This is a genomic window from Stenotrophomonas sp. CCNWLW57 (genome assembly GCF_037203925.1).
In the GTDB taxonomy this organism is placed as follows: domain Bacteria; phylum Pseudomonadota; class Gammaproteobacteria; order Xanthomonadales; family Xanthomonadaceae; genus Stenotrophomonas; species Stenotrophomonas rhizophila_A.
In genome coordinates this window covers 657,200-669,228 of sequence record NZ_JBBCBJ010000001.1, presented here as the reverse complement: position 1 = coordinate 669,228, position 12,029 = coordinate 657,200, and the positions used below count along the sequence as shown (strand labels likewise).

The following is a 12,029-nucleotide window of genomic DNA, read 5'->3' as shown; positions in this document are numbered from 1 at the left end:
ATTATGGAAAGCGCCGTATCGACGCTTTGCAATAGGCTTTCTGTCCCCACGAAATGCGACAAGATAATGATTGGACCCACCGCACCCACCTCACCCGGCGCAGCACGCTTCGCTTCGCCGATGGCGCACGGAAGCAACTCCAATAGCGTCCTGGTTGATCAAGCGCAACCCGATGCCATCGCATTGTGCGGACAGGCGAGCTACCGCTCGATGGATATCAATGCGCGTGGCTACGAGGGCAGGAGCCGACTGCATGAAGCGGCTGAAGCGGGGGACATCACCCGCGTCACGGAGCTTTTGCAGGGTGGAGCGGACGTCTTCATGAGGGACGAGAACGGCGCGACTCCCCGCTGGTTGGCAGACCAGAATCAGCGGTCGGACGTGGTTGCCGCCATCGATGTCTGGAAAGGCAGGCTGCTCGACCGCTTTGTTGAAGTTGCCGGGCGCGGCGACGCGGTCGCTGTGCAGCACTTCTGCGACAACACCAGCATTACCTACAGCGAGCGCGTGCAGGTGCTGAACGCTGCCGTCCAAGGCAAGTGCGCGCCGGCGGTAGAATGTTTGCTCGAAACCTATGGCTATGCCGAACGGGACATCGACAGCCTTGTCCAAGCTGGCGTTGGCGACAATAGCGTTGAGCAACTGCTGCTCAGTAAAATGCTGTTCGCTCGCGTCAATCACTGGGAACCGCACGAGATCCATGCGTTTCTTGAACGGCACCCCAGCCTGGACGTGAATCACATATGGAACGGCAGTTCAGCCCTGCACCAGGTTGTTCAGTACGGGCAGTTCCCGCAGGACTTCGGCAAGATACGCGCATTGCTTAATTCTGGCGCAATGCCCAACGTGGTGAATGACGCGGGTTACACGGTGGGAGCACTGGCGAACTTCAAGGGATTGAACAAGGGATTGAACAACGTGGCAGCACTCTTCAAGCAGTAGCTTGCGCCCAACGCATCCGCCCGTTGAGGGCGGACGCACCCCGAATATGCGCATCACACAAAGAAACCGGCATCGCCGGGCTTTTTTGTTGCGCCAAGGACGTGCCCACCAACGGTGGGCGCCTACCGAGGGTAGAGCCGACTGTTAGTCGGCTGCTGTTACGCCCTCTCGCGCGCGATAGCCCGCCAGCCAATGTCATTGCGGTGGAATTCGTTTTCCCACTTCACCTTCGCCACGCCCGCATACGCATTGGCCTGCGCATCGCCCACGCTGTCGCCCAGTGCGGCCACGCACAGCACGCGGCCGCCAGCGCTGAGCACCTGGCCCTGTGCGTCCAGCGTGGTACCGGCGTGGAACACCTTGGCCGTAGACGGCACCTGGTCCAGCCCGTGGATCACATCACCGGTGATCGGCGTTTCCGGATACGGCGCCGCCGCCATCACCACGCCCAGCGACGGACGCGGGTCCCACTGCGCTTCCACTTCATGCAGGCGTGCATCGATCGCCGCTTCCACCAGTTCCACCAGATCCGACTGCAGGCGCAGCATTACCGGCTGGGTTTCCGGGTCGCCGAAGCGCACGTTGAATTCAATCACCTTCGGCGCGCCACTGGCATCGATCATCAGCCCCGCATAGAGGAAGCCGGTGAACGGGATGCCGTCGGCGATCATGCCCTGCACGGTGGGATTGACCACTTCGCGCATCACCCGTGCATGCACTTCATCGGTGACCACAGGCGCGGGCGAGTACGCGCCCATGCCGCCGGTGTTTGGACCCGTATCGCCATCGCCAACGCGCTTGTGGTCCTGCGAGGTGGCCATCGGCAGGGCCGTGGTGCCATCGACCATCGAGATGAAGCTGGCTTCCTCGCCATCGAGGAATTCCTCGATCACGACGCGCGCGCCGGCATCGCCGAACGCGTTGCCCGACAGCATGTCGCGCACCGCGTCTTCGGCCTCCTGCTGCGTCATCGCCACGATCACGCCCTTGCCCGCGGCCAGGCCATCGGCCTTGACCACGATCGGTGCGCCCTTCTCTCGGACGTAGGCCAGCGCAGCATCCACCTCGGTATGCACAGCGTAGAACGCGGTGGGAATGTTGTGACGGGCGAGGAAGTCCTTGGCGTAGGCCTTGCTGCCTTCCAGCTGCGCCGCCGCAGCGGTGGGGCCGAAGATGCGATGGCCCGCAGCGCGGAAGCGGTCGACCACGCCGGCCACCAGCGGTACTTCCGGGCCAACCACGGTCAGCTCGACACCTTCTGCCTGCACAAGTGCCAGCAGCCCGTCCAGGTCCGTGACTTTCACCGGGACATTGCGGCAGCCGGCCTCGGTGGCGGTGCCCGCATTGCCCGGTGCAACCAGCACCTCGGTGACACGGGACGACTGGGCCAGCTTCCAGGCCAGGGCATGTTCACGGCCGCCGGAGCCGATGACGAGGATCTTCAAGGCTGTTCTCGCAACAAGGGGGGGGAAGAAAAAAGGGATCCGGCAGCAACCGGATCCCTGTGACAATCAATGGCGGAAGTGACGCACGCCGGTAAACACCATCGCCAGGCCGTGTTCGTCAGCCGCGGCAATCACCTCGGCGTCGCGCATCGAACCACCCGGCTGGATCACCGCCTTGATGCCGGCGGCGGCAGCGGCGTCGATGCCGTCGCGGAACGGGAAGAACGCGTCGGACGCCATCACCGAACCTTCGACCACCAGGTTCGCGTCGGCGGCCTTGATGCCGGCGATGCGCGCCGAATACACACGGCTCATCTGGCCGGCGCCGACGCCGATGGTGCGGTTGTCCTTGGCATAGACGATCGCGTTGGACTTGACGAACTTGGCCACGCTCCAGGCGAACAGCAGGTCGGTGAACTGCTTCTCGGTCGGAGCCAGCTTGCTGACCACGGTCAGTTCGTCACGGCGCATGCCACGGTTGTCCGCGCTCTGCACCAGCAGGCCCGAGCCAATGCGCTTGGTGTCGTAATTGTTGCGGCCTTCGCCGTGCGGAATGCGCAGCACGCGCACGTTCGCCTTTTTCTGCGCGTACTCCAGCGCAGCCGGTTCGTAATCCGGGGCGATCAGCACTTCCACGAACTGGCGGTCCAGGATCACCTTGGCGGTGGCCGCGTCGAGCGGCTTGTTGAAGGCGATGATGCCGCCGAAGGCGCTGGTCGGGTCAGTGGCGTACGCCAATTCGTAGGCATCGCCGTTGCCGGCGCCCACGGCCACGCCACACGGGTTGGCATGCTTGACGATCACACAGGCCGGCGCGTCGAACTGGCGCACGCATTCCCATGCGGCATCGGCATCGGCCAGGTTGTTGTAGCTCAGTTCCTTGCCCTGCAGCTGCTGGAACGTGGCCAGGGTGCCGGCCACCGGCGACAGGTCGCGGTAGAACGCGCCGGCCTGGTGCGGATTCTCGCCGTAGCGCAGGTCCATGACCTTCACGAAGCTGGAATTCATCTGCGCCGGGAACTCGGTTCGCATCGGCACGGCCGCATCGGTGGCGGTTACCGCCGACAGGTAGTTGCTGATCGCCGCGTCGTACTGCGCCACGCGGTTGAACGCGGCCACCGACAGCGCGAAGCGCTTGGCGGCCGACAGCCTGCCATCATTGGCATCCAGCTCGGCCAACAATTCGGCGTACTGCGACGGATCGGTGGCCACCGCAACACGGGCGAAGTTCTTTGCCGCCGAACGCAACATGGCCGGGCCGCCGATGTCGATGTTTTCCACCGCATCGGCCAGCGTGCAGTCCGCGTTGGCGGTGACGCGCTCGAACGGGTACAGGTTCAGCACCAGCAGGTCGATCGCCGCGATGCCATGTTCGGCCATCACCGCCTCATCCTGGCCGGCACGGCCAAGCAGGCCGCCGTGCACCAGCGGGTGCAGGGTCTTGACCCGGCCATCCATCATTTCCGGGAAGCCGGTGACGTCGGCCACGTCCTTGACCGGCAGGCCGGCGTCGCGGATTGCCTTGGCGGTACCGCCAGTGGAAAGCAGCTCGACGTTGCGCGCGGCGAGGGCGCGGGCCAGGTCGATCAGACCGGTCTTGTCGGAAACGGAAAGCAGGGCCCGGCGCACGGGCAGCAGATCGGAACTCATGGGGGCAGGAGATCGAAGCGGAGCGGGCCCATATTGTAGGCCGTCCCGCACCCCCACCGGGGCCTCAGGTGGCGATGCCGTACTCTTTCAGCTTCTTGCGCAGGGTGGCACGGTGGATGCCCAGCATCGACGCCGCGCGGCTCTGGTTGCCTTCGCAGTGGTTGAGCACTTCCACGAACAGCGGGATTTCCATTTCACGCAGGACGATCTCGTACACGTCATCCGCATCGCAGCCGTCCAGGTCGCGCAGGTAACGCCGGACCGACTGGGCCACGTGTTCGCGCAGCGGCGGCTTCGGCGCGCCACGACTATTGTCAGGACGAGAAAGGACAGCGTTCAAGAAGGATCCCGGTGCGAAGCCAGGGCGGACCACAACCCTGGCGGAGAATTTGGAGGGGGCCAGTCTAGCGCGTGCGTGGCCGTGCCGCCACGCTCGTTGGCAGGACGCCGGGTTACAGGAACTCGAAGGTGAATGCGACGGTGGACGCCGCCGGTTCGCGCACCCGGAACGCGATCTGCGCGCTCTGGCCCGGTTCCAGTACGGAAGCGGCATCGGCCGTAGGGTCCAGGTAGTCGTGCGGCGCGAACACGCGGGTACCGATCACGCGGCCATCGGCGTCGGACAGCGACAGCCGCAGCGATGGCCAGGCCTGTGCCCAGCGGGCATCGTTACGGAAACTGGCCTGCACCTGCAGCGCGCCGGGCTGGCCGGGCACCGGCCGCACATCGCGGCTGATCATGCTGAAGGCGGCCGGTTCCTGCCAGGCCGGCAGGCTGCAGCGCAGCACGCTGCACAGCCCGGCAATCCACGGCCGGCTTCCAGCATCGGCGGCCAGCCGCGCGCGGTCGGCGACGGCGATCTGCAGCGACAGCAGCACGACCAGGCCACCGACCAGCGCCCACTGCCAACGCGGCGTGGGCGCTGCACGTTCGGGGGCGCGCATGAAACTGGGTGCGGGCGTGGCAGCACCGTTGGGCGCGATGGGCTCGGCCACTGCGACCGGAGCGGGGTCGATGTCCGCTTCGGTCTGCTCGATGTCCTCCACATACGCCTCGGCAACAACGGGACTGTCCTCGTTGTTGTCCGCCTCGCTGTCCGGGGCGACCGCGTCGACCGCCTCGGGCGTGGGTTCAGCGGACGCACGCAGGAACGTGGCCAGGGGACGTCGCGGTGGCGGAGTCGGTTCGCTCATCGGATCATTCAAGCACGGCGCACGCCGGTGATGCGCATCCAGTCGTCGTCGCGCGCCACTTCAAGCTGCTCGAACCAGGGCGCATACCGCACCAGCAGTTCGTCTTCCTGCCCATGCAGGATGCCCGACAGCGCAATGCGGCCGCCTGGTGCCACGCGTGCGGCCAGCACCTCGGCCAGGGCGTCCAGCGCCGAGGCCAGGATATTGGCCACCACTACCGGGTAGGTGGCCTGCGGTTCGTCGGCCGGCAGGTAGACCTGCATGCGGTCCTGCAGCGCGTTGCGCTCGGCGTTGTCGCCCGTGGCGAGTACCGCCTGCGGGTCGTTGTCCACGCCCACGGCCCTGGCCGCGCCGAGCTTGAGCGCAGCCAGCGCCAGGATGCCCGAGCCGCAACCGAAATCCAGTACCGTCTGCCCGGCCAACGCGCCTTCGGCGGCCAGCCCGTCCAGCCAGCGCAGGCACAGTGCGGTGGTGGGGTGGGTGCCCGAACCGAACGCCAGGCCCGGGTCCAGCCTTACCACCGCAGCATCAGCGGCTTGGGCAGCCTCGGGCAGTTCGTGGTTCCACGGCACGATCCAGGTGCGGTCGCCGAAGGCCATCGGCTGGAACTGGTCCAGCCAGGCGCGTTCCCAATCCTCGTCCTGCACTGCGCGGAAGCTGACATCGCTCCATTCCAGGCCCGGGTCGAACGCCTCCAGCGCGGCCAGCAGCGCCAGGGCATTCGAATCGGCGGGGAACAGGGCGCTGAGCACCAGGTCATTCCACAACGGGGTTTCGCCCACGCCCGGTTCCAGGATGGCGCGCTCGTTGCTGGTGTCGGCATCGGCGTCGAGCAGGGTCACCGCCAGCGCGCCCACGTCGTCCAGCGCATTCTCATAGCGCGGCTGGGTGGCTTCGGTGCAGTGGAGAGTGAGTTCCAGGAACGGCATGGGCGATAAGGACCTGCGGAAAACGGTAAATGCTAGACGATTGCGGACGGTCGCGGCGATGACCGTCTCAGAAGGCGGTGAGAAGCGACGCGACGGCCTGTTCAGACAACAGGGTACGCCATTGCTAAACTCCGCATCCTGCTGTCTGTCTCCTTTGAACCGGTTCGCTGAATGGCCCTCGCGCCCACGCTCAAAACCTGGCTGCTGGTGGTACCGGCCCTGGCGTTGCTGGGGGTGGTGGGCTACCGCGCGGGCGGCCGTGCGCTGCAGGCCGACCACGCGTCGGCTGCCGTGAGTGAGCTGCAGGTCGGCACGGGGTCGGCTGCGCCGCTGCAGGCCCAGCAGTTGGCGCGCCAGTTGCTGGCCAGCGAGCGCAGCACAGCGGTGCCGTCGGGATTGCCGCTGGACATCCGCGCCGATATCGAGGGCGACACCGACCTGTTCGCCTACGCCCAGCGCCTGCGCCTGCAGGCGGCCAACGGCAATGCCGAAGCAGGCTGGATGGTCAGCCGCGTGTATGACTACTGCGCGATCTATGCGATGGACCCGGGCGGTTACCAGCTCGACAACAACGTGCTTACCGGGCTGGGCATGAACGCATCTTCGCCGATGGTGCAGGCACGCGAGCGTGTAGCGCGCCGTTGCGCCGGATTCGTCTCCAGCGACGGCCTTGGCCGCTCGTTGATTGTCACCCAGCGCGTGCTGGCTGCGCGCGCAGGCAACCTGGCGGCCGAAGCGGCGCTGTTCGCCGATGGCCAGCCATTGAAAGACACCCCCGAGTACCGCCGTGGCCTGGTGGAGCGGGTAATGGATTCGCGTGATCCAGAAGCGTACATGGCCATTTCCACCGCCATGGGCCAGCGCGCCAGCGGCGATGGCGCCCTGCAGGGCCTGGTGGCCGGCGACCAGTTCAGTGAACTGGCCTGGCGCCTGGCGGCGTGCGAGCTGGGCATGGCCTGCGGGCCGGACAGTGTGTTGATGAACAATTTCTGCGCGAACGGAGGGATCTGTTCGCAGGACGGTGGGCAGGACTTCGCCACTTTTGTGTATGACGCTGCGGTTTCGCGGCAAGGTGCGGGGAAAATGAAAACGTTGGTTGAGCAGTTGATCAAGCGGAGTGACCGGTCATGAATTACCGTCGATTCCTGCATGGTGCCAAGTTCTGGTTCTGGGTGGCATTGTTCGTGGCCTACTCGGCCGGTGCCGTGGGCCTGGTCATGATCGACACCTACGATGACCGCTACCGGAAGTTGTCGAAGGTGACCCTGACCTCGGTGAAGGCACAAGAAGACGTGCGCCGCGCCGGTGCCAGCCAGGTGGCTGCGGTGTACCGCGCGCAGAGCGGCATGCCCTTCGCTTCGTTGCCGGCGGGCAGTACGTTCCAGGTGGTCTGGCCGGACGGCTCGACCGAAACCATGGTGATCGTCGACCCGACGTCGTCGCTGGGCGTGGCGCCGGTCAAGGACACCCAGATCACGGCCGCCGACGCCAGCCGCTGATGCAGTTGCCTGGCACGTTGTCGCCGGGCCTGCCACATCTGGTGATACTGCCGGGGTTGGATGCTACCGGCACGCAGCACGCGGCGTTCTGCGCCGCCCTGCACGCACAGGGTATTGCCACCACCGTCATTGCCTATCCGGTTGACCGTGCGCTCGATTACACCGAGCTCGACGCGTTCGTGCGGCAGGCGCTGCCCACTTCCACCCCCTATGTGCTGCTGGGTGAGTCGTTCTCCGGACCGTTGGCGCTGGCCATCGCCGCGCACCCGCCGCCGCTGCTGCGCGGATTGATTCTCTCCACCACCTTCGCGCGGTCGCCGTGGCGTTCACTACGCGCGATGCAGTCGCTGGTATACCGCGCACCGGTACGGTTGCTGCCGATGCCGTTGCTGTCCTGGTGGCTGCTGGGGCGCTGGAGCACGCCCGCGCTGCGGCGGGAGCTGGCCGCAGCACTGGCGCAAGTAGATGACGACGTGCTGCGCACCCGCGCCGTGGCCGCGATCGGTGTGGATCGCAGTGCACATGCCGGGAGCGTCGACACTCCTGTGCTGTGCCTGCACGCTCGCCATGACCGACTGTTGCCGGGATTCTGTCAGCGGCATCTTTCCGGGTTGTTGCACGCAACTTCGGTGCGTTGGTTGGACGGGCCCCACCTGTTGCTCCAGGCCCGCCCACAGGCCGTTGCCGACGAAGTGGGCCGATACCTTCGCGGCCTGACCTGACGCCTTCCGCATCACGATGCACCACGCCTATCGCAGGCAGAATATCAGTAGGCATCTTCGCTTGGACAGCACGGGGCGGTTTCGATTTCATCGGACACGACCTTTCAACGAGTTGCCCATGCCCACTACCGCCGCAGCGCATCGGCACGCCGCCGGTCGCTTTCACGCCCGTACTCCCGCCACCGCCCCGGTCCTGCGGCCTTTGGATACAACGACCATCCGCAGGGTGGACACACCCGCACAGGCACTGGCAGCGGTGCTGTTGATCTCCAATGCATCGGGGCTGCAGGCCGCCACGGTACGGCCCGGCTCACGCGCGGTTGGGACCTTGCCTGCCGATTGCGTCCCGGTTCCTGTTTCGCCGGGGATGCCTGGCGTGCTGCACGGCATAGCGGGACTGCTGCGCAGTCCGGTCACCGAACTGTTCACCGATGCGCGCAACGCCTGGGAGCGCCACGAGGGCGTGCGCTGCGCGCCGCCACTGAGCACCGGCGTGCGCGCGCTGCTGCAGGTGGGTGACGCGGTGAGTACCCTTGCCGAAGCAGCCGTGATCGGATCGCGCGGCGTGTTCGCGATGCAGGAGGTGGCCAGCGTGCTGGACCTGGGTGCAGATGCGATGGAGCGCCGCCCGCTTGATCGTGACACGCTCGTGGACGCGGTGCTGGGCCAGGCGGGACTGCGACTGGACGAGCCTGGGGCCGATGCCCGAGGCCCGCGTCTGGTGGTCGCCCAGACCACCGTGGAACTGCGCGAAGGCAGGATGCAGGTGCGCTTCGAGGGCGCGGAGCACACCCTGTCGATCAGCGACGGCCAACTCCAGGTCCACACCGACAGCGGCGTCGTGCCCGTGCGGTGGGACACCGCCGACTGGGAGTGGAAGCGCAGCCCGGTGACGGTGACGCCCCCTGCCGGCCGCGTCCGCGCCGAGAGCTCCATCCGGCTGTTCGACCACGCCGCAGCACGGGTGCGTGAGCAGCCTCCGCTGGACAACGTGCGCGTGCGGCTGGACCTGCTGGGCAAGGACGGCATCCTCTATTACGAAGACCCGGCCAGCGGTCAGGTCGGCAATGCCGTGTGCGTCGATGGGCGCTATTACGGCGCCACGCTGGAACCGCAGCTGGGATTGCGGATCGGCACGCTTGAGCTGGTCCTGCAGGACGGCATCTACCAGCCACGCGAGGCGGAGCGACCGACGCAGGCCGGTAATGCACCGCGCTGCCGCCGGGCGCCGGACGCGGCGTGCGCAATGGGTCAGCCGCAGTTCTCGACGGGTCTCTCGCGCATCCTCCGGCAGCAACATGCGCATGCGCTCACCGCAGAGCAGGCGCGCAATCGCGGCATCGTCGCCGACCCGGCGCGACCGGGCTGGCATCTGAGCCGCAAGGGCGACCGCCTGCGCCACTACGTGCAGTTCAGTGGCCGTTACTTCCGGGTGCGCATGCGCCAACTGGACGAGTTCACCCAACGGCTTTCGCTGTACCTGCCCCGCGCGTCCGGGGCAGGCCGCCTGAGTCACTGGGGGCGGCTGGCGCACCGCATCGCTGACATCCGCCAGTCGCTGCCTGCGCACGAGCACCGCTTCATGACCCAGGCCGAGTTCAATGTCGAGTACCGAGGCATGCCCAGCCTGGAGGCGGCGGAGGTGTACGAAAGTGCGATCCAGCACGCCGGCCGGCTGCGCCTCAGCCAACTGCAGCGCGCGGCCATCCGCAGCTACCTGCTGCGGCGTCGTTCGGTGGATGAGTTCCTGCAGTCCGGCGGGGTGCTGCCGCCGATGTTCACCGATGCGCCCCAGGTGGTGGCGCGGATCAATCGGGGCCTGGCGCGCATCCCGCCACACGCCGGGCGCGTGTATACGGCGCTGGCGGTGGACACGCGGCAACTTGCCCTGCTGGAGGTAGGACAGACGCTGTACAGCGACAGTTTCCTGGTGGCCAGTGGTGACCGTGGCCGTGCGGTTGCAGCGGTGGCCAGGGCCGGGGACGGACCGCAGGGTGCGTCCACCGTGCTGACCTTGGAGATGCAGCACCGAGCCCACCCGACGGGCTTGATTTCGCTGCAGGACGAAGCGCAGGTGCTGATCGGCAACAACGTCCTGTTCAAGGTCATCGGCAAATCGCCAGGCGAACTGCACCTGGAAGAACTCAGCCCGACCCGACAGGCCATGGGGAAGCTGGGTGCGCAACCCCTGCATTCCGTACCCCTGCGGGGCACCTGAAAAAACGAAAAGGCGGGCATTGCCCGCCTTCCCGTATCACTTCACCGCAGGCCAATCAGGTCAATGCAATCGACTTGTTCTTGCGCTCCGCCAGACGCTTTTCCAGGTAGTGGATGTTCTGCCCACCGGCCTGGAAGCCCTTGTCCCGCATGATGCGCTGCTGCAGCGCCACGTTGGTCTTGATCCCGTCCACCACCATCTCGCTCAATGCCACGCGCATGCGCGCAATGGCCGTTTCGCGATCCGGCCCGTGCACGATCAGCTTGCCGATCATCGAGTCGTAGTTCGACGGCACGCGGTAGCCGGCATAGATGTGCGTATCCACGCGCACACCGGGACCACCCGGCGGATGGAACGCGGTGATCAGGCCCGGGCTCGGCACGAAGGTTTCGGCATCTTCGGCGTTGATGCGGCATTCGATCGCATGGCCGGTGAGCACCACATCACTCTGCTTGATGCTGAGCTTGTGGCCGGCGGCGATCTTCAGCTGCTCCACCACCAGGTCGATGCCGGTCACCATTTCGGTTACCGGGTGCTCCACCTGGATGCGGGTGTTCATTTCGATGAAGTAGAAGCGGCCGTCTTCGTAGAGGAACTCGAAGGTGCCCGCGCCGCGGTAACCGATGCGCACGCAGGCTTCGGTGCAGACCTTGCCGATCTCTTCGCGCTGTTCGGCGCTGATGCCCGGTGCCGGCGCTTCTTCCACCACCTTCTGGTGGCGGCGCTGCATGGAGCAGTCGCGCTCACCGAGGTGGATCGCGTTGCCCTGGCCATCGGCCAGCACCTGGATTTCCACATGGCGCGGATTCTCCAGGAACTTCTCCATGTAGACCTCACCATTGCCGAACGCGGCCTTGGCCTCGCTCTTGGTGGTTTCAATGGAGGTCTTCAGCGAGGCCTCGGCATGCACCACGCGCATGCCGCGCCCGCCGCCACCACCAGCAGCCTTGATGATAACCGGGTAGCCGATCTCACGGGCGATCTTGGTGTTGGCCACGATGTCTTCGCCCAGCGGGCCGCCAGAACCGGGCACGCACGGCACGCCGGCGGCCTTCATCGCGCGGATCGCTTCGACCTTGTCACCCATCATGCGGATGGTGTCGGCCTTGGGGCCGATGAAGATGAAGCCGGATTCTTCCACGCGCTCGGCGAAGTCGGCGTTTTCCGACAGGAAACCGTAACCCGGGTGGATGGCCTGGGCATCGGTGACTTCCGCCGCCGCGATCAGCGCCGGAATGTTGAGGTAGCTCTGCGGCGACGGCGCCGGACCAATGCAGACCGACTCGTCGGCCATGGCGACGTGCTTGAGGTTGCGGTCGACCGTGGAATGCACGGCCACCGTGCGGATGCCCAGGGTATGGCACGCGCGCAGGATGCGCAGCGCGATCTCCCCTCGGTTGGCAATAACGACTTTGTCGAGCATGGACGGAT

Annotated in this window: 11 protein-coding genes; 5 read left to right on the top strand and 6 right to left on the bottom strand. The window is 66.2% G+C overall.

What is annotated here, in order from left to right:
* Nucleotides 1–66 precede the first annotated feature (66 nt).
* Complete coding sequence (locus V9K91_RS03000) at nt 67–942, top strand: hypothetical protein (RefSeq protein ID WP_336442659.1); 876 nt, start codon at nt 67–69, stop codon at nt 940–942.
* Between the two features lie 158 nt (nt 943–1,100).
* Here the strand turns inward: V9K91_RS03000 and purD are convergent, their stop codons facing one another.
* From purD to prmA, 5 genes are all read right to left on the bottom strand, one after another.
* Nucleotides 1,101–2,387, bottom strand: a complete 1,287-nt coding sequence (gene purD, locus V9K91_RS02995; protein WP_095363090.1) for a phosphoribosylamine--glycine ligase — start codon at nt 2,385–2,387, stop codon at nt 1,101–1,103.
* A gap of 66 nt (nt 2,388–2,453) precedes the next feature.
* Nucleotides 2,454–4,037, bottom strand: coding sequence for a bifunctional phosphoribosylaminoimidazolecarboxamide formyltransferase/IMP cyclohydrolase (gene purH / locus V9K91_RS02990; RefSeq protein ID WP_249833215.1), 1,584 nt, complete (start codon nt 4,035–4,037; stop codon nt 2,454–2,456).
* Nucleotides 4,038–4,101: 64 nt separating this feature from the next.
* Nucleotides 4,102–4,377 carry a DNA-binding transcriptional regulator Fis gene (gene fis / locus V9K91_RS02985; protein ID WP_068854228.1) on the bottom strand — a complete coding sequence of 92 codons (276 nt, stop codon included), beginning with the start codon at nt 4,375–4,377 and terminating at the stop codon, nt 4,102–4,104.
* A gap of 112 nt (nt 4,378–4,489) precedes the next feature.
* Nucleotides 4,490–5,230 (bottom strand): DUF3426 domain-containing protein, encoded by a 741-nt coding sequence (locus V9K91_RS02980; protein ID WP_095363089.1) that lies wholly within the window; start codon nt 5,228–5,230, stop codon nt 4,490–4,492.
* Nucleotides 5,231–5,238: 8 nt separating this feature from the next.
* A complete protein-coding gene (gene prmA, locus V9K91_RS02975) occupies nt 5,239–6,159 on the bottom strand; it encodes a 50S ribosomal protein L11 methyltransferase (RefSeq protein WP_093534838.1) in 921 nt (306 codons plus the stop codon).
* Nucleotides 6,160–6,330: 171 nt separating this feature from the next.
* Here prmA and V9K91_RS02970 point away from each other — a divergent pair, with 171 nt between their 5' ends.
* The 4 genes from V9K91_RS02970 to V9K91_RS02955 all read left to right on the top strand — a co-directional run bounded on the left by V9K91_RS02970 (nt 6,331) and on the right by V9K91_RS02955 (nt 10,598).
* Nucleotides 6,331–7,290: a hypothetical protein gene (locus tag V9K91_RS02970; RefSeq protein ID WP_068854225.1), complete on the top strand. Its 960-nt coding sequence runs from the start codon at nt 6,331–6,333 to the stop codon at nt 7,288–7,290.
* Complete coding sequence (locus tag V9K91_RS02965; protein WP_336442658.1) at nt 7,287–7,658, top strand: hypothetical protein; 372 nt, start codon at nt 7,287–7,289, stop codon at nt 7,656–7,658. The genes V9K91_RS02970 and V9K91_RS02965 overlap by 4 nt, the downstream gene beginning before the upstream one ends.
* A gap of 17 nt (nt 7,659–7,675) precedes the next feature.
* Nucleotides 7,676–8,380, top strand: coding sequence for an alpha/beta fold hydrolase (locus tag V9K91_RS02960; protein ID WP_336442657.1), 705 nt, complete (start codon nt 7,676–7,678; stop codon nt 8,378–8,380).
* Between the two features lie 376 nt (nt 8,381–8,756).
* Nucleotides 8,757–10,598, top strand: coding sequence for a hypothetical protein (locus V9K91_RS02955; protein WP_337308172.1), 1,842 nt, complete (start codon nt 8,757–8,759; stop codon nt 10,596–10,598).
* Between the two features lie 55 nt (nt 10,599–10,653).
* Here the strand turns inward: V9K91_RS02955 and accC are convergent, their stop codons facing one another.
* Nucleotides 10,654–12,021, bottom strand: a complete 1,368-nt coding sequence (gene accC, locus V9K91_RS02950) for an acetyl-CoA carboxylase biotin carboxylase subunit (RefSeq protein WP_068854222.1) — start codon at nt 12,019–12,021, stop codon at nt 10,654–10,656.
* Nucleotides 12,022–12,029 lie beyond the last annotated feature (8 nt).